The 21,202-nt window shown below is 74.2% G+C and carries 21 protein-coding genes; 6 read left to right on the forward strand and 15 right to left on the reverse strand.

Annotation, left to right across the window (positions count from 1 at the left end):
• Window positions 1-29: 29 nt before the first annotated feature.
• The 11 genes from ACERUJ_RS12785 to ACERUJ_RS12835 form a co-directional block, all read right to left on the reverse strand.
• The gene (locus ACERUJ_RS12785) at window positions 30-656 is read right to left on the reverse strand and encodes a hypothetical protein (RefSeq protein ID WP_370248962.1); all 627 of its coding nucleotides are present in this window, start codon (window positions 654-656) and stop codon (window positions 30-32) included.
• Window positions 653-1,186: a hypothetical protein gene (locus ACERUJ_RS12790; protein ID WP_370248963.1), complete on the reverse strand. Its 534-nt coding sequence runs from the start codon at window positions 1,184-1,186 to the stop codon at window positions 653-655. Before ACERUJ_RS12790 ends, ACERUJ_RS12785 begins: the two co-directional genes overlap by 4 nt.
• Window positions 1,183-2,574 (reverse strand): MCE family protein, encoded by a 1,392-nt coding sequence (locus ACERUJ_RS12795; RefSeq protein ID WP_370248964.1) that lies wholly within the window; start codon window positions 2,572-2,574, stop codon window positions 1,183-1,185. Before ACERUJ_RS12795 ends, ACERUJ_RS12790 begins: the two co-directional genes overlap by 4 nt.
• On the reverse strand, window positions 2,571-3,851 hold the full coding sequence (locus ACERUJ_RS12800; protein ID WP_370248965.1) for an MCE family protein: 1,281 nt from the start codon (window positions 3,849-3,851) through the stop codon (window positions 2,571-2,573). The genes ACERUJ_RS12795 and ACERUJ_RS12800 overlap by 4 nt, the downstream gene beginning before the upstream one ends.
• On the reverse strand, window positions 3,848-5,059 hold the full coding sequence (locus ACERUJ_RS12805; protein ID WP_370248966.1) for an MCE family protein: 1,212 nt from the start codon (window positions 5,057-5,059) through the stop codon (window positions 3,848-3,850). Before ACERUJ_RS12805 ends, ACERUJ_RS12800 begins: the two co-directional genes overlap by 4 nt.
• On the reverse strand, window positions 5,056-6,195 hold the full coding sequence (locus ACERUJ_RS12810) for an MCE family protein (protein WP_370248967.1): 1,140 nt from the start codon (window positions 6,193-6,195) through the stop codon (window positions 5,056-5,058). The genes ACERUJ_RS12805 and ACERUJ_RS12810 overlap by 4 nt, the downstream gene beginning before the upstream one ends.
• Entirely contained in the window at window positions 6,192-7,370 is a 1,179-nt protein-coding gene (locus ACERUJ_RS12815; protein WP_370248969.1) for an MCE family protein, read from the reverse strand. Before ACERUJ_RS12815 ends, ACERUJ_RS12810 begins: the two co-directional genes overlap by 4 nt.
• On the reverse strand, window positions 7,367-8,737 hold the full coding sequence (locus ACERUJ_RS12820) for an MCE family protein (protein ID WP_370248970.1): 1,371 nt from the start codon (window positions 8,735-8,737) through the stop codon (window positions 7,367-7,369). Before ACERUJ_RS12820 ends, ACERUJ_RS12815 begins: the two co-directional genes overlap by 4 nt.
• Window positions 8,734-9,597: an MlaE family ABC transporter permease gene (locus tag ACERUJ_RS12825; protein ID WP_370248971.1), complete on the reverse strand. Its 864-nt coding sequence runs from the start codon at window positions 9,595-9,597 to the stop codon at window positions 8,734-8,736. Before ACERUJ_RS12825 ends, ACERUJ_RS12820 begins: the two co-directional genes overlap by 4 nt.
• Before the next feature lie 5 nt (window positions 9,598-9,602).
• Window positions 9,603-10,388, reverse strand: a complete 786-nt coding sequence (locus tag ACERUJ_RS12830) for an MlaE family ABC transporter permease (RefSeq protein WP_370248972.1) — start codon at window positions 10,386-10,388, stop codon at window positions 9,603-9,605.
• 90 nt (window positions 10,389-10,478) lie between these two features.
• Window positions 10,479-11,345, reverse strand: a complete 867-nt coding sequence (locus tag ACERUJ_RS12835; protein ID WP_370248973.1) for an oxygenase MpaB family protein — start codon at window positions 11,343-11,345, stop codon at window positions 10,479-10,481.
• Between the two features lie 125 nt (window positions 11,346-11,470).
• Between ACERUJ_RS12835 and ACERUJ_RS12840 the strand changes: the two genes are divergently transcribed.
• Complete coding sequence (locus ACERUJ_RS12840) at window positions 11,471-12,091, forward strand: TetR/AcrR family transcriptional regulator (protein ID WP_370248975.1); 621 nt, start codon at window positions 11,471-11,473, stop codon at window positions 12,089-12,091.
• 77 nt (window positions 12,092-12,168) lie between these two features.
• On the opposite strand, the gene ACERUJ_RS12845 is transcribed toward ACERUJ_RS12840, so the two are convergent.
• Entirely contained in the window at window positions 12,169-13,092 is a 924-nt protein-coding gene (locus ACERUJ_RS12845) for an ROK family protein (protein ID WP_370248976.1), read from the reverse strand.
• Window positions 13,089-14,276 (reverse strand): ROK family protein, encoded by a 1,188-nt coding sequence (locus tag ACERUJ_RS12850; protein ID WP_370248977.1) that lies wholly within the window; start codon window positions 14,274-14,276, stop codon window positions 13,089-13,091. The genes ACERUJ_RS12845 and ACERUJ_RS12850 overlap by 4 nt, the downstream gene beginning before the upstream one ends.
• Window positions 14,277-14,456: 180 nt before the next feature.
• On the opposite strand from ACERUJ_RS12850, the gene ACERUJ_RS12855 reads away from it, so the two are divergent.
• Genes ACERUJ_RS12855 through ACERUJ_RS12865 form a run of 3 tightly spaced genes read left to right on the forward strand, consistent with a single transcriptional unit; the run spans window position 14,457 to window position 17,721 of the window.
• Window positions 14,457-15,554 (forward strand): substrate-binding domain-containing protein, encoded by a 1,098-nt coding sequence (locus ACERUJ_RS12855; RefSeq protein ID WP_370248979.1) that lies wholly within the window; start codon window positions 14,457-14,459, stop codon window positions 15,552-15,554.
• On the forward strand, window positions 15,554-16,372 hold the full coding sequence (locus tag ACERUJ_RS12860) for an ATP-binding cassette domain-containing protein (RefSeq protein ID WP_370248980.1): 819 nt from the start codon (window positions 15,554-15,556) through the stop codon (window positions 16,370-16,372). Before ACERUJ_RS12855 ends, ACERUJ_RS12860 begins: the two co-directional genes overlap by 1 nt.
• 2 nt (window positions 16,373-16,374) lie before the next feature.
• The gene (locus tag ACERUJ_RS12865; RefSeq protein WP_370248981.1) at window positions 16,375-17,721 is read left to right on the forward strand and encodes a sugar ABC transporter permease; all 1,347 of its coding nucleotides are present in this window, start codon (window positions 16,375-16,377) and stop codon (window positions 17,719-17,721) included.
• A 69-nt stretch (window positions 17,722-17,790) separates the two neighbouring features.
• On the opposite strand, the gene ACERUJ_RS12870 is transcribed toward ACERUJ_RS12865, so the two are convergent.
• Both ACERUJ_RS12870 and ACERUJ_RS12875 read right to left on the reverse strand, forming a co-directional pair.
• Window positions 17,791-18,468 carry a hypothetical protein gene (locus ACERUJ_RS12870; protein ID WP_370248982.1) on the reverse strand — a complete coding sequence of 226 codons (678 nt, stop codon included), beginning with the start codon at window positions 18,466-18,468 and terminating at the stop codon, window positions 17,791-17,793.
• Window positions 18,469-18,678: 210 nt separating this feature from the next.
• Window positions 18,679-19,395, reverse strand: coding sequence for an SDR family NAD(P)-dependent oxidoreductase (locus tag ACERUJ_RS12875; protein ID WP_370248984.1), 717 nt, complete (start codon window positions 19,393-19,395; stop codon window positions 18,679-18,681).
• Between the two features lie 94 nt (window positions 19,396-19,489).
• Between ACERUJ_RS12875 and ACERUJ_RS12880 the strand changes: the two genes are divergently transcribed.
• Entirely contained in the window at window positions 19,490-20,320 is an 831-nt protein-coding gene (locus tag ACERUJ_RS12880) for a TlpA family protein disulfide reductase (RefSeq protein WP_370248985.1), read from the forward strand.
• Window positions 20,321-20,336: 16 nt separating this feature from the next.
• Complete coding sequence (locus tag ACERUJ_RS12885; RefSeq protein WP_370248986.1) at window positions 20,337-21,125, forward strand: cytochrome c biogenesis CcdA family protein; 789 nt, start codon at window positions 20,337-20,339, stop codon at window positions 21,123-21,125.
• Window positions 21,126-21,202: the final 77 nt, after the last annotated feature.

A 21,202-nucleotide genomic window follows, 5' to 3' on the forward strand; every position in this document is an offset into this window, starting at 1 on the left:
CCTCTCCACGGGGTGGTTCCGGTCGGGGGTCAGAACGGGTCGATCGAGTCGACGCGCCAGCCGTCGCCGGTGCGCACGACGCCGACGAGCACCCGTGCCTGCAGCACCTGCACGGGGGCGTCGGCGTCCTGCGCGGTCTCGCTCGAGACGAGCAGCTGGTCGAGGTAGAGCAGGCACAGCACCCGGCCCTCGGCCGCGCCGGCCGCGCGCTCGGTGCGCACGACGCCGGCCGCCCGCACCGTGGCCTGGGTGACGGCCTGCTGCTCGCGGGCGAGCACCGCGGCCGAGCCGGCGAAGGTGGTGCGGAACTCCTCGGCGAACCCGGTCGTCATCAGCTCGGTGGCGCCGGTGACGGTCTCCTGCAGCGCCCGGTGGTCGTAGGTGAGGGCCCGGGCCAGGGCGGTGTCGGCCACGGCGAGCGCGTCGTCGAGGTCGGCGCGCCCGCGCACGACCGTGCCGGGCCGGTAGTCCTCCCCCGACGTCGCCAGCACCGGCGCGCGGTCGGGCGCGACGCCCCCGGCGGCGGCGTCCTCCCCGTCCGGTCCGACGACGCCGGCGAGCGCGCGCCCGGCGAGGACGACCAGGCCCAGGGCGAGCACCGCCAGGGCCCGCACCAGCAGCGGTGGGGGCGGGGCGGTGGCGCGCGGGGCGCTCATCCGACCTGCTCCAGTCGCGCGACGCGCCACCCGGCCGCGCCCTCGGGCGCGGGCACGAGCACGACCCGGGTGCGGTAGCGGCTGTCGGTGCCCTCGGGTTCGGTGTGCACGTCCACCGCCACCAGCACCCACACCTCGTCGGCGGTGGCGTGCTCGACCGCCACCCCGGACTCCGGCACGTCGGCGGTGATGACGAGGCGGCCCTCGCGCACCGAGCGGGCCAGCTCCTCCCGCTGGCGGGCGTACTGGGCCGCGAACTCCCCGGTGGCCTGGGCGGCCACGCGGGCGAGGTCGTCCTCGAGGGTGCGGTGGTCGAGGGTGAAGAAGTCGCGGGCGGCGGTGACGGCGACGTCGGTGGGCTGGGCGGCGAGGTCGCCGCGGGCGGGGGCGGTGTCGTCGGATCCGCGCAGGGCGCCGAGCGCGGTGACCCCGGCGGCCAGCACCACGACCACCAGGACCGCCACGAGCCACCAGCCCCGGTGCGGTCGGCGGGACACCGCGACCGCAGGCTCCTCCGCGACCCCGCTCACGGCGCCATCACCGCCGTGAGGAGCCACGCCAGGCCCGCGCGGCCCGCGGGCGGCGGGGCTCCTCGGCCGCCGCGCAGCCGGGCTGCCGCGGTGCCGTCGGTGACCATCCCGGTGGCCGGGTCGTAGGCCGCCATCCCGCTCGACGGCGCGGCGGGGTCGCGGGCGAAGGCCGGGGTGGTCACGTTCTGCGCCCCGCGCACGCTGGGACTGGTGGGGTCGGTCGGCGACGCCGCGCAGTGCGCCCGCAGGCTGGGCTCGGCGTCCAGCGGCTGACGTGGACCGGTGCCGTCGGCGGGTCGGCCGTAGGGGTCGTAGCGGGGCGTGGACCCGTAGCCGCGCACGCAGGACTGGAAGGGCTGGGCCCCGAGCTTGTCGAGTTGCTGGGACAGGTGCAGGGAGTAGATGGGCAGGCCCTCGTCGTCGTAGTGGCAGGTGGAGGCGACCGGCACACCGGTGACGGGGTCGTAGTCGTCGCAGTAGCGGGTGGTGTTCACCTGGTTCTCCAGCACCCACGGGAAGACCGTGAGGGTCTTGCGCAGCTGGGGGATCCGGTCGGCCGCGACGTCGGTGACGCCCACGAGGTTGCCGAGCAGCACCGGCAGCAGCGGCTGGTTGTCGGCGAGCAGGTTGGTGACCTCGGTGGTGGCGCGCAGGCCGGTGTCGTACAGGCTCACGAACGTCGGGTCCAGGGCACGCAGCCGCGCCACCAGGGAGGCGATCTCGCGGGTCCAGGTGAGCGTCGGGCCGGCGAGCTCGGCCTGGGTGCCGAGCACGGTCCTCGCGTCGCGGATCAGGGCCGTGACGTCGTCGATGTTGGCCAGGGTGTCGCGGGCCAGCCGGTCGCCGCCCTCCACCAGCCGGCCCACGCTGGGCCCGAGTCCGGCCAGCGCGTACTCGCTCTCGCGCAGCAGGGTGTCGAGGTCGTCCAGCGGCACCGAGCCGGCGAGCCGGTCGAGGTGGAGCAGCAGCTGCTCCAGGCGCAGCGGCGAGCGGGTGTCGGCCAGCGGCACGACGTCGCCGTCGCGCATCAACGGTCCGTCGGCGCTGCGCGGGAGCAGCTGCACGAAGCCCTCGCCGATCGCGGACTTGGCCCCCACCTGCGCCTCGACGTCGCGGGGCACCCGTGCGTCCTCGTCGAGGTCGACCACCACGGTGGAGCCGGTGCCCGGGCCCGCCCGCAGCTCGACCACCCGGCCCACGCGGGTGCCGAGCAGGTCGACGTCGGCGCGGGGGTAGAGGCCGCCGGGGTCCGCGACCTGGATCTCGATCCGGACCGGGTCGGCCAGCAGTCGGTCCCACCCCAGGTAGCGGGTGCCGCCGAGCCAGACGACGAGGGCGGTGACCAGGGCGAACGCGAGCAGCTGCCACTTCACGCGGGTCGGGGTCATCGGGCACCGCCCGTGAGCAGGTCGGCCAGGGTCCGGGGCGCGACGGTGCTGCGACGCACGCCGACCTCGGTGGTGCGCGGGGAGGTGAGGGAGCCCAGCAGGCCCTCCCCGCCCGCGCCGGCCAGGGCGTCGTCCACCACCCCCGGCAGCGCGTCGAGCAGGTCCTCCAGCGGCAGGTCGGACAGCTCCGGCAGGCCTGACAGACCCGGGAGCCCGGGGACGGTCGGGGCGTCGGGGCCGCCGGCGGTGGTGCCTGCGCGGGGGTCGTGCTGGGCCAGGACCTTGTTGAAGGCGTCGAGGTCGAAGCTGATCGTGCCGTACATGCCGGCGTAGTCGCCCTGGGTGACGTACTTGGTGTAGCTCGGGAAGGGGAAGGTCACGACCCCCTCGACGGCGCGGGCGAGCAGGTCGCCGGAGTCGGCGAGGCCGTCCAGGATCGGGGCGAGGTGCTCGAGGTCGGCCCGGGTCGCGCGGCGGGTGTCGCGGATCAGCGGCACCGCGGTGCGCGAGAGCCGTTGCAGCGCGCCGAGCGCACGGATCAGGCGCGGTCGCTGCCGTTCCAGCACGGCCAGCCCGCCGGGCACCGCCTCGAGCGCCGCACCGATCACCTCGCGCTGGTCGGCGAGGGTGCCGGAGAGCCGGTCGAGCGCCTCGAGACCGGCCACGAGGTCGTCCCGGCGGTCGTCGAGCAGGTCGACGAAGCGGCCCACCCGCCGCGTGGTCGCGCCGAGGTCGGAGCCGGACAGGGCGGTGGTGAGCTCGCGGCTGATCGTGGTCAGCGCGTCGAGGCCGCCGCCGTTGAGGACCTGTGAGAGCGCCCCGAGGACCACCTCGACGTCGGGGACGACGCTCGCGGTGGCCGCCGGCAGCACCGTGCCCGGCGCGAGGGTGCCCACCGGGTCGGTGCCCGCGGGCGGGTCGAGTGCGACGAACCGCTCGCCGAGCAGGCTCGTCTCGCGCAGGGTGGCGACGGCGTTGCCGGCCAGCCGGACGTCGTCGTCGATGCGGCACACGACGACGGCGCGCAGCCGGTCGTCGAGCTCGATGGACTCCACGCTGCCGATCACGACGTCGTTGGCGCGGCAGGTCTCGGCCGGCACCAGGTTGGTGACGTCGTCGAAGACCATGCTCACGCGGTAGCCGTCGGTGCCGACCCCACCGGGCAGCGGCAGCGAGGACGCCCCCTCGTAGGAGCAGCCGGCGAGCAGGATCCCGGCCAGCAGCGGCACCAGCCCCCGGCGCAGGGGGCCCGCAGGTGCCCGACGCCCCCCGGTCATCGGGCACCTCCGGTGATCCGGTCCAGCTCGCGCGGGCTCGGCGCGAGGGGCGCACCGCCGCCCGGGACGCCGCCCTGGGAGTGGTAGGCCTCCAGCAGCACCCGGCCGAGGTCGCCGCCCGCCGCCCGCAGCGCCGCGCAGAACGGCGCCAGCTGCGCCGCCGAGGCGGCGGGAAGGACGTCGCACAGCGCGCCGAACGTCGCGGAGAGCTGGATGTCGAGGTCCTGCAGGAACACCGCGTGGAGGTTCTGGGACCCGGTACGGCCCTCCACGCTGGTGCCGGCGCGGTCGGTGGGATCCCAGTTGCGGGGCGTGTAGGTGCCCATCAGGTTGACCAGGCCCACGGGGGCGAGGTCGGTGATCTCCTCCAGCTCGCGGGTGTGGCGGCGCAGCACGCCGGTGATGCTGGTGAGGTCGTCGATCCCGCCGCGCAGCGCCTCGCGGTTGGCGTGGGCGAACCGGGCCACCCGGTCGAGGGCGTCGTCGAGCGTGGTCACGGCCGCGCTGAGCGCGTCACCCTGGCGGGCCAGGGTGCTGCCGACCGCCACCAGCAGGGCGACGGTGCGCCGCAGCACGGCGTCGTCGCCGGCGAGCGCGGCGTTGAGGCGGGCGAGCTCGGAGGTGGTGCCCTGGACGTCGTCGCTGCTGCCGGCGAGGGTGGCGACGGCGTCGGCGAAGCTGCGCACGGCGGCGTTGACGAGCCGACCGCGCCCGCGCAGGTTCTCGGCCCCGGCGCGCACCAGTCGTGAGAGGGCGCCGTCTCGGTTGGCGCCCTGCGGACCCAGCGAGGTCGCCACCTGGTCGAGGGCGCGGTAGGTGTCCTCGAGCTCCAGCGGCACCCCGGAGCGGTCGAGCCCGAGCGTGGCGCCGTCGGCGAGCTCGGCTCCCCCGGTGTAGGGCGGTGCGAGCTGGATGAAGCGGTCGCCCACCACCGAGGGGGGCACCACGACGGCGTGCACGTCGGCCGGCAGGGTGACCGCGGGGTCGTAGACCATCGTCACCCGCACGGCCGTGCCCTCCACGGCGATGTCCTCCACCGTGCCCACCCGCACGCCCAGGACCTTGACCTGGGCGCCCTCGTAGAGGCTGGTGGTGCTCGGGAACATCACCGTGAGCCGGCGCTGCTCGGGCGCCAGGGAGGGTCGCACGACGACCAGCCCGACGAGCACCAGGAGGGCAGCTCCGCCCAGGAGCAGCACGCGCCTCATCGGGCACCCCCTCCCGGCCCGCCGGGGACGGTCCGGTCCAGCGCCGAGGCCAAGGCCGGCCCGAGCGGCAGGCACGGCTCGGCGCTGCCGGTGACCCCCTGGTTGAGCGCGCTCAACAACGGGTCGAGCAGGCCGCCGTCGGGGGCCGTGGAGTCACCGGTGGTGCAGATCGCGAAGCCGCGCGGCGCCTTGAGGGTGGAGTCGAACCACTCCCCCGTGCCGCCGACGTTGGTGAACTCGCGGGCGTAGGGCGCGGCGTAGGTCAGCATCTGCTCCAGGTCCTGCTCGTGGGCCCGCAGCACCGAGAGCACGGTGTCGAGGTCGCGCAGGGCCGGCCCGAGCACGGCCTCGTTGTCGTCCACCAGCCCCCTCAGCCGCGCGGCGAGCGCGCGGGTGCGGCCGATGATCCCGCGCACGACGTCGCGGCGGTCGTCGAGCACCGTCAGCACCTCCTCGGAGGCCGTCAGCAGGTCGGCGAGGTCCTCGTCGCGGGCGGCCACGGTGCCGACCACGCGCTCGGCGCGGTCGAACAGCGAGCGGATCTCGGTGTCGCGGCGGGTGATCGACGACGACAGCCGCCCCAGGCCGGTGAGGGCGCCGTCGAGCTCCGGGGCGGTGCGGCGCAGGGTGGCGCTGAGGGAGTCGAAGGCCGCGGCCACGGCGTCGGTGTCGGTGCGGGCGGTGGCGTCGGCGAGGTCGTTGAAGGCGGGCACGATGTTCACCGGCGTACGGGTGCGCGCGAGCGGGATGAGGGAGCCCTCGGCCAGGGTGCCGTCGCCGGCCGGCCGCACGCTGAGGAAGTGCTGGCCCAGCAGGGTCTTGACCTCGATGCCGGCCTCGGTGCGGGCACCGAGCGGCACGTCGTGGGCCACGGTGAACTCCACCACCACCCGGGCGCCGTCCAGGCGCAGGTCGCGGACGGTGCCGACCTTGACCCCGGCGACCCGCACCTCCTCACCCGGCACGAGGCCGGCGGCGTCGGTGAACTCGGCGCGGTAGGTGAGGGTGCGGTCGACGAACGGGAGGCGCTGCCAGGCCATCGCGACGGTGAGCAGCAGCGTGATCGCCAGCACGCCGACGATCGCGATCGGCACGGGGTCGCGCTCGGTCCACGAGCGGCGGGCGCGGGGGCTCACGAGCCGCTCCCCGACGAGGCGGGGTCGGTCGTGCCGAGCTCCTCGGAGCTGTCGGGCCGCACCACCGGCGGTCCGGCGCACACGGTGTCGCGCTCGTTGCCCGCCAGGCTGGGCGTGCCGAGGTAGAGGGTGTCGCCGAGCAGCTTCACGCGGACCTCCGCACCGCAGACGTAGAAGTTGAACCAGGAGCCGTAGGAGCCCGCCCGGGTCATGAAGCGCAGCTTCGGCGGGATCTCGGCGAGGGAGTCGGCCAGGTCGGCGCGGTCCACGCGCAGCTGGCGTGCCACCCGGGCCAGCGCCCGTGCGGTGTCGGCGAGGCCGGGGCGGATGTCACGCACGAAGCCGCTCCCCGCACCGAGCAGCCGCTCGAGCTGCGGCAGCGCCACCGAGATCGTGTCGCGGTCGGAGGACAGGCCGACCATGAGGTCGCGGAAGCGCACGATGAGGGCGGTGAGCTCGCTGTCGCGGGTGTCGAGGCTGCCCAGGACGTCGTTGAGGTTGCCCACCACCCGCCCGATGACGGCGTCCTTGTCGGCGAGGGTGGCGGTGAGCGAGGCGGTGTCGGAGAGCAGCCGGGTGGCCGCACCCGCCTCGCCCTGGAAGGCGCGTACGACCTCGTAGGCCAGGGCGTTGGTCTGCTCGGGCTCCAGCGCGCGCAGCAGCGGCTGGAAGCCGTTGAACACCTCGGTGAGGTTGAGGGCCGGGGTGGTGCGGTCCAGCCCGAAGGTGGTGCCGGCGGGTGCGGGCTCACCCGTGGGCGGGGAGACGACGGCGAGGTAGCGCTGGCCGACGATGTTCTCGTAGCGCAGCTCCAGGGCGACGTCGGTGTAGATCGGCACGCCCTCGCGCACCTCGAAGGCGACCAGGGCGTCCTGGGTGCCGTCCTCGCCGGGCACCAGCGACACCTCCGCGACCTGGCCGACCTCCACCCCGGACAGCCGCACGCGGTCGCCGGCGAGCACGCCGGTGGCGTCGGTGAAGCGGGCGTAGAAGGTGCGGGTGTCGGCGAGGCTGATGTTGCCGATCAGGGTCGCCAGCACCCCGAGCAGCACGACGGTGACGGCGGCGAAGACCGCCATCTTGTAGGCCGAGGTCGGGATCCGGGGCCGTCGGGCGAGGGTGGCGGGCTCGCGGAACGCCGGCGCCGCGTCCGCACCGGGCTCGGGGCGAGTCATCGCAGCGTCACCTCCCCCTGGGTCAGGGGCATCACGAGCAGTCCGGCGTAGGGCGGCAGGTCGGCGATCGGCACGTCCAGCGCCGCCGCAGCGAGGGCGTCGGCCAGCAGCTCGCGCGGGGAGGCCGTGCCGCCGGCGCGCGCGGACGGCGTCGCCGGGGCGATCGGGCTGGCGGGGTCGGACGTCGGGGGCGGGTCGGCGCGCAGCGCCTGGCCGTAGGGCTGCTGGGAGTACGGCGGTGGTGTCGGGCCGAGCGAGGTGACCCGCTGGGGCAGCACGGGGCAGTGCGGGCCCCAGCGCGGCACGACGGCGGGCAACCGGTCGACGTGGGCCTCGGAGCGGGGGTCGGAGGGCAGGTCCTCGAGGGTGTAGCCGGGGTTGTCGGTGACCATGTCGATCGTCAGGGCGATGTACGGACCGCGCACCCCGGCGGCGAGGTTGGCCAGCTTGTTGCCGGCCTCCAGCGCCCGCAGGACGCACGGCACCTCCTCGGCGTAGCGGGCGAGCAGGGCCAGCACGGGCTCCGAGCGCCCCGAGAGCCGCACGAGGTCGGCGGCGTTGGTGGCCAGGACCGCGGTGGTGAGCTCGCTGCTGCCGGTCACCGAGTCCAGCAGGGCCGCGAGGTCCTCCTCGCGCGGCACGAGGTCCTCCCGGGCGATGGCGGCGCCGTCGTCGAGGATCGAGACCAGGTCGGGGGCGGCGGTGGCGTAGGTGTCGGCGACGCCGGCCAGCAGGTCGAGGTCGGCGCCGAGGTCGTCGTAGGAGGGCTCGAGCGCGGCGAGCACCTGCTCGGTGCTGCGCAGGGTGCGGGCGATGTCGGCGCCGCGCCCGTCGAGCACGTCGGCGAGGGAGGAGAGCACCGAGGCCAGGCGTTGGGGCTGCAGGCCGCGCAGCAGCGGCACGAGCTTGTCGAAGATCTCGCCGAGCTCGGTGGCGGTGGCGGTCTGGGCGATCCGGGCGCCGGCGCGCAGCGGCGGACCGCCGAGGGCGCCGGCGGGGGCACGCAGGTCCACGAACTTGTCGCCGAACAGCGTCTTGGGCACGACCATCGCGTCCACGGCGGCGGGGATCTGCCCGACCCGGTCGGGGTCGAGGGCGAGGGTCACGGTGGCCACGGTGCCGTCGGTGGTGACGGTGTCGACCTCGCCGACCCGCACCCCCTGGAACTCGACGTCGGCCTGGGGCCGCAGGCCCAGGCCCACCTGACTGGTGCGCAGGGTCACCTCCACCCGCCGCTGCCACGGCAGGTCCTTGCGGTAGATCCCGATGCTGGTGGCCATCAGGCTCAGCACCAGCGCGAGGTAGCCCAGACCGAGCAGCGGCCGGCGGTGCGCGCCCCGGCCCGTCGTGGGCGGCCGCGGGGTCATCCGGCGATCCTCACCGTCGTGGTGGAGCCCCACAGGGCGAGGCTGAGGAAGAAGTCGGAGACCACGATCAGCACGGTGGCCATCCGCACGGCGCGCCCCACGGCGACGCCGACGCCTGCCGGCCCGCCGGAGGCGTTGAAGCCGTAGTAGCAGCACACCAGCGTGAGGATCACCGCGAAGACCAGCACCTTGCCGAAGGAGTAGGCGACGTCCACCGGCGGCAGGAAGAGCGTGAAGTAGTGGTCGTAGGTGCCGCCGGTGAGGCCGTAGTAGTGCACCGACACCGCCTCGGTGGCGACGTAGGTGCCGATCAGGCCCACCAGGTAGAGCGGCATGACGGCGATGAACGCCGCGGCGATGCGGGTGCTGACCAGGAACGGGATGGAGGGGATCGCCATCACCTCGACGGCGTCGATCTCCTCGCTGATGCGCATCGCGCCCAGCTGCGCCGTGAAGCCGGCCCCGACCGTGGCCACCAGGGCGTTGGCCGCCACCAGCGGGGCGACCTCGCGGGTGTTGAAGTAGGCCGAGAGGAAGCCGACGTAGGGCTCGATGCCGACCTGCCGCAGCCCCTGGTAGCCGACCAGGCCCACCACGCTGCCGACCGCGAGCACCTCGAAGACGATGATGCCCAGGGTGCCGGCGACCAGCACCAGCGCCCCGCGGCCCAGGCTGACCTCGGCGAGCAGGCGTAGGGTCTCGCGGCGGTAGCGCGTGAAGGCGCGGGGGGTGCCGGCCAGGCTGCGGCCGAAGAACGACACCTGGTCGCCGAGCTCGGCGAGCCCGCGGTAGGCGGCGGCGAACGGGCGGGGGGAGGGGCGTCGACCGGGGCCGAGGGGCTTGAGCGGGGTCGCGGTCATCGTGCTCACAGCCCCTTCGGCGGGACGATCTGGAAGTACACGGCGGTGATGACGGTGTTGACGATGAACAGCAGCACGAAGGACACCACCACCGAGGTGTTGACGCCGTCACCGACGCCCTGCGGGCCCCCCTTGGCGTGCAGGCCCTGGTAGGCCGCGACGATCCCGGCGACGATCCCGAACACGAACGCCTTGATCTCCCCCACCCACAGGTCGGGCAGCTGCGCCAGGGCGGTGAAGGCGTGCACGTACGCGCCGGGCGACCCGCCCTGCACCAGCACGTTGAAGGCGTAGGCGCCGCCGGTGCCGACGGCGGTGGCGACGGCGTTGAGGAGCACCGCGACGATCGCCATGGCCAGCACCCGCGGCACGACCAGCCGCTGGATCGGGGAGATGCCGAGCACCTCCAGGGCGTCGAGCTCTTCGCGGATCTTGCGTGAGCCGAGGTCGGCGGCCACGGCCGTGCCGGCCGCGCCCGCGACGACGACGACCGTCGCGACCGGGGCGGCCTGCTGCACGATGCCGGTGACGGCGGCCGCACCGGTGAACGACGTCGCCCCCAGCTGGTTGAACAGCGACCCGATCTGCAGCGACAGCACCGCGCCGAAGGGCACGGTGATCGCCATCGTCGGCAGCAGCGAGACGCGGGTGACGAACCAGGCCTGGTCGCTCAGCTCGCGCCACTGGAACGGGCGCCGGAACAGCGCGGAGAGCACCTCCAGGGCGAAGGCGAACAGCCGCCCGACCGGCTCGAGGGGACGCCGCACGGGCGCGGGCAGGCTCAGGGCCATGGGGACCCCCTCTCCCTTCGGGTGACGTCGCTGACTGACCTGCACCAACGACACGATGTGACCTGGGTTACGTAATCGACGTGATGCCGGTCACACCAGCGGCAGTCCGCGGCGCAGCCGCCGGCGCAGGTCCCACAGCAGGGCGTTGAACGGGAAGAGGCGCAGCCGGGTCGGCAGCCGGCGTTCGACGGCGCCGAGGCGACGCAGCGTGCGCTCGAAGCGACGCTGGTCGGCGGGCGTCCAGTCCAGCCGCATGTGCTCGCGGAAGACCGGCGGCAGGAACCCGGTGGTCATGAACAGGTGGAACCGCGCGGTGCCTCGCAGGGCGCGGGGCAGGTTGCGCAGCATCGTGAGGTCCATCAGCATCGCGCGCACGGGCTCGTCGATGCTCACCTCGGCGAGCCCCTCCTCCCAGTACCGCGCGAAGGCCGCACGGTCGGTCGGCCAGGCCTCGGCCGGCATCTGCAGCGTCGTGCCGAACCGGGCGCAGTAGGCGTAGAGCGCGTCGGCCTCCGCCTCGGGCAGCGGTCCGTGCAGCGCCTCGACGATGTCGACCGTGCCGTAGTAGAGGCAGGCGGCCACCCACGTCTGCAGCCACGGGTCCATCGCGCGGTACTGCACCGGCTCCTCGGGCGTGGAGACCACCTGGGCGTGCTGGCCGTTCACCGCGCGACGGTAGGCGGTGCGCTCCTCCTCGGTGCCGAGCATCGCGACGGCGAGGTAGGTGAAGGTCGTGCGGGCCCGCTTGATCGGGTGCGCCATCGCCGACCCGTCGTGCACGCGGCTGTTCATCACGCCGTAGCCGACCCCGGGCCAGCTGAGCTGCAGGATCACGTTGGCCTGCCCGGCGATGTAGGCGCCGAGGCCGGAGAGGTGCGGGGTGATGTCGAACCCGGCGGGCACGGGGACGTCGCGGGCGGGCCGGGACGGGACCGGCGGGGTGCTGGTGGAGCTCATGGCGCCTCCTCGTCGAGGGCAACGGCACGGTGGGGGTGTGGGCCGACCGTAGAGCATTGTTGGCAGTCTGCCAACAGTGCCGACGGGTCAGGTGCGCCCGGACGACGGCGTGCCAGACTCGACCCGTGAGCACGGCCCTCGACCCTGCCCGCGGGTCCGACCGGGCCCGACGGCTGCCGCCCGACGAACGGCGCGACCTGCTGCTCGACGCCGCCGCCCGACTCTTCGCGCGCCAGCCCTACGCCGAGGTCTCGACCACCGCGATCGCCCGCGAGGCGGGCGTGGCCCGCGGGCTGCTCAACCACTACTTCCGCGACAAGCGCGGGCTCTACCTCGAGGTCGTGCGCCGCGCCGTGCTGCTGCCGGTCCTGGCCGAGCTGCCCACGACCATCACCGGTCCGGTGGAGGAGCGGGTGGAGGTCGCCGTGCGGTGGTTCCTCGACTCGGTCGAGCCCCAGGTGGCCTCCTACCTCACCGTGGTGGGCTCCGAGGGCCTGGGCGACGACCCCGAGGTGGCCGGGATCCTCGCCGAGGCCGACGACCTCGCCGCGCGTCGGGTGCTGCAACTGATGGGACTGGACGCCGACGACGACCTGGCCCGCACGCAGGTGCGCTGCTACGGCGGGCTGGCCAAGGCCACGGTGCGCGAGTGGGCCCGCGACGGACACCTCGACCGCCCGCAGGCGCACCGGCTGCTGCGCGAGGTGCTGCTGCTGCTCGTGCGCGACGTGCTCCCGCACCCCTGAGCCCGCACCCGTGAGCCGGCACCTCTGAGCCGGAACCCTGAGGCGCACGGCACCGGCGGCGCCCCGCGCCGCGGCGGCTACCGACGGGCGAGGTCGGCGACGCCGACCAGCCCGGCGTCGTTGCCCAGCTCCGCGCGCACCACCGCGGGGGCGGCGCGGGCGCCGCCGGAGAGGTGGGCGGACAGCGACGAGCGCAGCGGGTCCAGCAGCACGTCGCCGACGTCGGCCACCCCACCGCCCACGAGCACCAGGCCGGGGTCGAGCACGTTCACCAGCGACGCCAGCCCCTGGCCGAGCCAGTCGCCGAGCTCGGCGACGAGCGCGAGCGCGAGTGCGTCGCCGGCCGCGACCGCCGCCCCGACCGTGCGACCCGGGTGCGGATCGCCGGCTCCGACGAGGCCCTCCTCGCGCGCGCGGCGGGCGAGCGCGGAGCCGGAGGCGTACACCTCCCAGCAGCCGCGCGAGCCGCAGCCGCACGGCAGGCCGTCGGGGACGACCCGCAGGTGCCCGATCTCGCCGGCCATGCCGCGCGCACCGCGGTAGGGGACGCCGTCGACGACCAGGCCACCGCCGATCCCGGTGCCGACGGTGATCATCAGCACCTCGCCTCCCCCGCGGGCGGCCCCGAAGCGGTACTCCCCCCACGCGGCGGCGGTGGCGTCGTTCTCGAGCACCGCCGCGAGGCCGGTCTCGGCGTGCAGCAGCGCGGCGACGTCCTCGTGGGGCCAGGCCAGGTTGGGGGCGACCAGCACCTCGCCGGCGACCCGGTCGACGAAGCCGGGCACACCGATCCCCACCGCGCCGATGTCCTCCCGCGCGGCGAGGGACCGCACGACGTCGAGCAGGGCGCGGGCCGTGGCGGCGGCGTCGCCGGGGGTCTCGGTGCGCAGCCGGTGGCGGATGACGCCGTCGGCGCCCACCACCCCGGCGGCGATCTTGGTGCCCCCGACGTCGATGCCGACGGCGCTCGTGCCGGCACCGGGGAGCAGGGTCGCGGTCACGGCAAACCCACCTCCGTGCCGCGGGCGGCGAGCAGCACCGCGCCCATGACACTGGCGCGCGAGCCGAGTCGACCGGCGACCACCGGGGTCGCGGCCACGGAGTCGAGGGCGTAGCGGCGCAGGCCGAGGCGGGCCGGCTCCAGCAGCAGCTCGCCCGCGCGCGCCATGTCGCCGCCGACCGAGATGAGCTCGGGGTTGAGCAGGTTCACCAGGCTCGCCATCCCGCGGCCCAGCTGCATCCCGGCCTCCTCCAGCGCGCGGCGTGCCGCGACGTTGCCCTCGCGGGCGGCGGCCACGACCTCGTCGACGTCGGCCGCGGCGGGCGCCTCGGGGATCTGGCCGGCCACCTGCTGCTGCACGAAGAGCACCGAGGTGAGGGCCTCCAGGCACCCGCGCTTCCCGCAGCGGCAGACCGGACCCTGCTCGTCGAGGGTGAGGTGCCCGATCTCACCGGCGGTGCCCCCCGCGCCGTGGAACACCTCGCCGCCGATGACGATGCCGGCCCCGACCCCCGACGAGGTCTTGATGAAGACCGAGGACCCGGTGCCCTGCGCGGCACCCTGGAGGTGCTCCGCGAGCGCGCCGAGGTTGGCGTCGTTCTCCACCACGACCGGCACGTCGAGCGCGGCCTCGGCGGCGGCCCGGGCGTCGACGCCGTGCCAGCCCGGGAAGATCACGTCGGAGTCGACGACGTCGTGGGCCACGGGGGCCGGGAGGCCGAGGGCGGCCGCCCGCAGCGGCGGGGCTCCGGGGGCGTCGGCCTCGAGCTCGGTCGTCATCGCGCGCACCAGCGCCAGCACCTGTCGGTGGTCCTCACCGCCGACGATGGGGCGGCGCAGCTCGCGCACCACCTCCCCGCGCAGGTCGCCGACGGCGACCGACACGTGCCGGTGGCCGACGTCGATGCCGAGCACCGCGCCCGCGGCGGGCGCGAGCCGCACGACCGCACCCCGACGGCCGCGGCCGGGCTCGACGTCGACCAGACCGTGCTCGGCGAGATCGCGCACGATCGTGGAGACGGTGGCCGGGGCGAGCCCCGCGGCGCGCGCCAGGTCGGCCTGGCTCCAGGTGGCCGCGCCCTCGCGCAGCAGCCCGACGACCCGCGCCTGGTTGGCCGAGCGCAACGCCGCCGGCGACCCGGACGTGCCAGAGGCGGCACCGGGGGCGGACGTCGTCGAGGGCACGGACGAACTGTGCCCCGCGTCACGCCTTCCGGTCAATAGCGTTCATTTCTCGAAGGTAAAGCCCATAGATCACGGCCGGATCACGTTTTTATGTTCGACTCTTGACGACAAGCGTGTGACGGCCGACACTCGACCTTGCGCCGGGCAGGGAGTCCGGAGCGCCACCCCCGAGGAGATCAAGTGACCACCAAGTTCCACCGCGCCGCCGTGGCTGGCGCCGTGCTCGCCCTGGGTGCCGTCGGCCTGTCCGCGTGCGGCGCCAACGACACCGACTCCGGCGGCGACAGCGCCTCCGGCGGGGGCACCACCATCGCCCTGCTGCTCCCGGAGTCGAAGACCACCCGCTACGAGACCTTCGACAAGCCGCTGTTCGAGGCCAAGGTCGCCGAGCTGTGCTCCGACTGCACCGTCGACTACTACAACGCCGACCAGGACGCCGCGAAGCAGACCGAGCAGGTCGCCACGGCGCTGAACGCCGGCGCCGACGTGCTCGTGCTCGACCCCGTCAACGGTCCCGGCGCCACCACGATGGTCGACGACGCCCGCGCCGAGGGCGTGCCCGTCATCGCCTACGACCGCCTCATCACCAACGCCGACTACTACATGTCCTTCGACAACGAGACGGTCGGCAAGCTGCAGGCCCAGGCGCTGGTCGACGACCTCGGCGACACCGGCAACATCCTGATGCTCAACGGCTCTCCCGACGACCCGAACGCCGGGCAGTTCAAGGCGGGCGCCCACTCCGTGCTGGACGCCTCCGGTGTGACGATCCTGGAGGAGTACGACAACCCCGACTGGAGCCCCGAGAACGCCCAGAAGTGGACCAGCGACCAGCTGAGCAAGATCGACCCCGCTGACATCGACGGCGTCTACGCCGCCAACGACGGCCAGGCCGGCGGCGTCGTCGCCGCGCTGACCGGCGCCGGCGTGTCCGCGGACGCCCTGCCCCCCATCACCGGCCAGGACGCCGAGATCGCCGCCCTGCAGCGGATCATCAGCGGCGAGCAGGCGATGACGATCTACAAGTCGATCAAGCTCGAGGCCGAGACCGCCGCCGAGGTCGCGGTCGCCCTGGTGAAGGGTGAGGACGTGCCGGCCACCACCGAGACCGGCGTCACCCAGACCGAGTACGAGGGCCTGAAGTCCTACATCTTCGACCCGGTCGTCGTCACGGTCGACAACATCGCCGACAGCGTCATCGCCGACGGCTTCTACAGCGTCGACGACATCTGCACGGCCGACTTCGCCGCGGCCTGCGAGGCGGCGGGGATCTCCTGATGACCACGACCACCTCGCTCGCGAAGGGCGCGGCCCCGGCCACCACGCCGGTGCTCTCCCTGAGGGGCATCACCAAGCGGTTCGGCGCTGTGCAGGCCCTCACCGACGTCTCCTTGTCGGTGCACGCGGGCGAGGTGGTCGCACTCGTCGGCGACAACGGCGCCGGGAAGTCGACCCTCATCAAGGTCATCTCCGGCGTCTACCAGCCCGACGAGGGCACGATCGCGCTGGAGGGGAGGGCCACCACCGTGCCCGGCCCCTCCGCCGCCCAGGGTCTCGGTATCGCCACGGTCTTCCAGGACCTGGCCCTGTGCGACAACCTCGACGTCGTCGCCAACCTGTTCCTCGGGCAGGAGCGGCGACGCCGGGGGCTGATCGACGAGGTCGGCATGGAGCAGGAGGCGTGGCGGCTGCTGCGCTCGCTCTCGGCCAAGATCCCCTCGGTCCGCATCCCGATCGCCTCCCTCTCGGGGGGCCAGCGCCAGACGGTCGCGATCGCCCGCTCGCTGGTGGGCGATCCCAAGGTCGTCATGCTCGACGAGCCCACCGCAGCGCTCGGCGTCGCCCAGACCGCGGAGGTCCTCAACCTCGTGGAGCGGCTGCGCGACAACGGGCTCGGGGTCATCCTCATCAGCCACAACATGGCCGACGTCCAGGCGGTGGCCGACCGCATCGTGGTGCTGCGCCTGGGGCGCAACGCCGCGGAGTTCCGCACCGCCGAGACCAGCACCGAGCAGCTGGTCGCCGCCATCACCGGTGCCAGCGACAACGTCGTGGCCGCCCGGTCCGCCCGCTCGTCCGCGTCCGAGGGATCCTGACCGTGTCCAAGACCACCCTGACCACCACCCCGTTCGCGGCCGACGCCGCCGATGAGCGACTGATCCGGTCCGAGAGCATCACCGCCCCCCTGCTGCAGGCACTGCGCCGGCTGGTGCTCGAGCGTGACCGCACCGCCGTGCGCACGATCCTCGCCCTGCTCCTCCAGGCGCTGCGGCGCTCGGTCGCCACGACCGTGACCCGGTTGCGCAGCGGCGAGCTCGGCGTGGTGCCCGTCGTCGTCGGCCTGATCGTGATCTGCGCGGTGTTCTACAGCCAGGAGCCCGTGTTCCTCTCCTCGCGCAGCCTGGTCTCGCTCACCCAGTTCGCCGCCCCGATCGGGTTCATCTCCCTCGGCATCGTGCTGGTGCTGCTCCTGGGCGAGATCGACCTCTCGGTCGGCTCGGTGTCCGGGTTCACCTCCGCGATCCTCGCGGTGCTCCTGGTCGACCACGGCCAGTCGCTCGTGGTCGCCATGGCCGCGGCCATCGGTGCCGGGGCCGTGATCGGCCTGATCTACGCCTCCCTGCACCAGTTCGTCGGCGTGCCGTCGTTCGTCTTCTCGCTCGCCGGCCTCCTCGCGTTCCAGGGCGCCCTGCTCTACACCCTCGGCGACCAGGGCACCATCAACCTGCCGCAGGACTCCGGGCTGCGCACCTTCGCGCGCGACAAGTTCCTCACCGACACCCAGGCCTACGCCCTGGTCGGTCTGGCGGTGGCCCTCTACGTCGGGAGCCGCGTGCTCACCATCCGGCGCCGTCGGGCCGCCGGGCTCACCCCGCCTCCGCTCGCGGGGGTGCTGGTGCGCGCGGTCCTGATGCTCGCCGGCCTCGGGTACGCCTGCTACTACCTCGGCATCGGACGAGGTGTCGGCTACCTCTTCGCCTCGTTCGTCATCACCACCGCGCTCCTCGACCTCGCCCTGCGCCGCACCTCGTGGGGCCGGCACGTGTTCGCCGTCGGCGGCAACGAGGAGGCCGCGCGACGGGCCGGCATCAACGTCAGGTTCGTCTACCTGTCCGTGTTCACCCTGTGCTCGACCTTCGCCGCGATCGGCGGTCTCATGGTCGCGGGGCAGCTGACCTCGGTGTCGCAGTCCTCGGGCACCACCGACACCAACCTCACCGCGATCGCCGCCGCGGTGATCGGGGGCACCAGCCTGTTCGGAGGACGGGGTTCGGCCTACGCCGCGTTGCTCGGCATGCTGGTGCTGCAGTCGATCAGCACCGGACTCAACCTGCTCAGCGTGGAGTCGTCCGTGCGCTTCATGATCACCGGCGGCGTGCTGCTGCTGGCCGTGGCGATCGACTCTGTCTCGCGCCGGGCCCGCTCCTCCAGCGGCAGGGGCTAGCGCCACGCCTCACCCCCTGCAACGGCACAGGGCCCCGCGGCGGACGACGTCGCGGGGCCCTGTCGTTCGTCACAGGTCGCAGTAGCGGGCACGCACCAGCTTGGCCAACGCCCCGGGCGCTCCGTAGCCGCAGATGAGGTGCGAGAGACCGACGTTGTCGGTCCAGGTCTCGTACCGCCCGTCGTAGAGGTGCACCTCGTAGGGCCCGTAGGACTGGCCGGGGAGATAGTGCTGGGCGCACTTCTTGCGGGTCACCGTGCCCTTGGCCCGGGTCAGCCCCTGGTAGAAGATCACCTTGCGGTTGCGCTCGTCGGGATTGCGGAACTCCCGCCGTTCGCGCGTCGTCACCGTCTTCGAGAGGGTGACCGACCCCTTCGCCTCGAACTCCAAGGAGGTCGCAGCGTTCACCGCGCCGAGCAGCTTCGCGGGCAGGCTGACCTCCACCGAGGCCGACGCGCTGCCGCGGTAGCCGGCCTCGACCGACACCTTGCGGTCCATCACGACCTTGCGAGCGCTCCCCCAGCGCTCGTAGCTCCCCATGACGTAGGACGCCTGGTAGGTGATCACGGGCTCGACCGTGAGACTCGTGATCTCGTACCGCTCCTTGTACTTGTTCGGATCGCACGGCTTGCCGTAGCGATCCGCGCCGTCGGCGGCTGCGGGGTCCGCCGTGAGCAACGGGCTCAGGCCGCTCAGCACCAGAGCGCTGATGACGGCGGCGATGCGACGGGTGGATCGATGCTTCATCCAGGTTCCTCCGAGTAGGCACGCGCCGGACGGCGCGGGGTGTCGGATCGATGCCCCGGAGCGGCCCGGTCCACACCCGCGCGCGAACGCCCGTCCCGACCGTGACGGCGCCGGGCGTCCCGCGCCTCCCGGGGTGGTCGTCGTATCAACCGTTGCTGCTGTCTTCCCGCCCGGAAACAGCAGGGACGGTTGGTACGACGACCCCCGCGCTCAGCAGGCGGTGCCGCGATCGACCGAGAGCACCGCACCCGTGACCGACGCCGCGGCGTCGGAGGCGAGGTAGGCGATGGCGTCGGCGATGTCGCGCGGGGGCATGAACCCGTACCGGGCGCCCGCGGTCTCCATCAGCAGGCCCCAGTCCAGGTCGGTGTCGGGGTGCTCGGCCGCGGCCGCGGTGGGCAGGTCGGTCTGCACCCCGCCCGGGCACACGGTGTTGACCCGGATCCCGTCGGCGGCGAGCTCGAGGGCGAGGGACTTCATGAGCATCACGACGCCGGCCTTGGAGGCGCAGTACGCCGCCTGGTAGGGCTGGGCCCGCAGACCCGCGATCGAGGCCACCGTGACGATGTTCCCCCGGCTCTCCCGCAGGTGCGGCAGCGCCGCCCGGCTCAGCAGCATCGGGCCGGTGAGGTTCACCGCGAGGTGCTGGTGCCAGGTGTCGAGGTCGAGGTCCTCGAAGCGGCGGAACCGATCGATGCCGGCCACGTTCACCACGACGTCGAGGCCGCCGAGCCGCCGCACCGCCTCCTCGACCGCCGCCGCGACGGAGTCGGCGTCGCCCACGTCGCAGGCCACGACGTCGTCCTCCGCGCGCAGGTCCAGGCCCACCACCGCCGCGCCCTCCTCGCGCAGCAGCTCCGCCGTGGAGCGGCCGATGCCGCCCGCCGCGCCCGTCACCAGTGCCCGCTTGCCCTCGAACCGTGTCATGGGCCACATCCTGGCCCAGCCCCGACGAGGCCCCGTCACCGTTCCGTCATTCCGATGCCCGGGTTTCGCGAGGACGGGTCCGCACACTGGGTTCATGTCGATCCTCGCGCTCCCCCGTACCCCCTCCTGGCGCCGTCTCGTCGTCCTCGGCCTGCTGTGCGGCGCCCTCGGTGCCTGCGGCACCGACCCCGTCGGCTCGACGGGGACCGCGGGGACCGCCGTCCCGTCAGCGGCGGCGAGCACCGGGACGCCCGGCGCCACCACGGGCGGCTCCGACGGGGACCGGACCGACACCGAGGCAGCGCCCGGGGGATCCGGTTCCGCGACGGACCCGGGCGCGCCGGCTGGGAACGAGCCCGGCGCGGCCCCCGGTGCGGCCCCCGGCACGGACAGTGGCGGTGGACGGGCCGACGGCGGCACGGGCGGCGACAAGAACGACGACAAGAACGACGACAGGAACGACGACAGGAACGACGACACGGGCCAGGACCCGGCCCCGAGCGCCGCGCCGGAGCCGACCCCGGTGCCGACGGCGTACCGGTTCAGCGGAACGACGGTGGACGGCGCCGCCTTCGACGGTGCCCGACTCGCCGGCCGGCCCGCGGTCCTGTGGTTCTGGGCACCCTGGTGCTCGGTGTGCCGCAGCCAGATCCCCACCATCAGCGACCTGGCGGCCCGCTACGGCGACCGGATCTCCTTCGTCGGCGTGGGCTCCCTCGACTCCGGTGCGGCGATCGACGACTTCGCCGACGACGCTCCCGGCCCGCTGCACCTCGACGACTCCGCGGGCGACCTGTACCGCACGTTCGGGGTCACCGAGCAGTCCTCGTTCGTCGTCTACGACGCCGCAGGCGAGGAGGTGCTGCGCACCGGGTACGGCGACGACGACGCGCTGGTCGGCGTCGTCGAGGACCTCGCCGGCTGAGCCGGCCGAGACGACCATGGATTCCACGACCGTCGCGCTGGTGCTCAGCGCCGGAGCGCTCGCCGCGCTCAACCCCTGCGGGTTCGCGCTGCTGCCCGCCTACCTCGGCCTGGTCGTGAGCCCGCCCGACGCCACCGGGGAGCGGGTCCGGCCCGGGGCGGTCACCGCGGTGGGCCGCGCACTGGGTGCGACCGCGGCGATGACGGTGGGCTTCGTGCTGGTGTTCGCGGCCTTCGGCCTGATCGTCTCGCCCGTCGCGTCCTCGGCCCAGTCCGTGCTGCCGTACGTGACGATCGCGGTCGGGCTGGTGCTGCTCGTGCTCGGGGCGCTGATGGCCGCGGGACGCTCGGTCACCCTGCCGCTGCCCCACCTCACCCGCCGCGGAGGTACCGGCCTGAGCGCGTCGCTGAGCTACGGCGTCGTGTACGCCCTGGCGTCGCTGACCTGCACGGTGGGACCGTTCCTGGCGCTGGTGGTCACCACCCTGCGCACCGACGACGTCACCGACGGACTCGTGCTCGTCGGCGCCTATGCGCTCGGGATGGGGGCGGTGGTGGGAGTCGCGGCGGTCGCCGTGGCCCTCGCCGCCGGCACCGTGCTGAGCCGGCTGCGCGGCGCCGGACGCTGGCTGCCCCGCGCCACCGGGGGGCTGCTCGTGGTGGTGGGCGCCTACGTCGCCTGGTACGGCGGATGGGAGGTGCGGGTGCTCGGAGGCGCCGACCCCGCCGACCCCGTCGTGGACACTGCGCTGGAGATCCAGCGGTGGCTGGCCGACCGCGTGCGCCCGCTGCTGCCCGGGACGTGACGAACGCGACGGCCCGCGGCGCGCACCGACTCCTTCCGGGTGTCCGGCACGGCTCCGCCGCGACCTAGCGTCGAGTC

The sequence above is a fragment of the Nocardioides sp. genome (assembly GCF_964228225.1).
In the GTDB taxonomy this organism is placed as follows: domain Bacteria; phylum Actinomycetota; class Actinomycetes; order Propionibacteriales; family Nocardioidaceae; genus Nocardioides.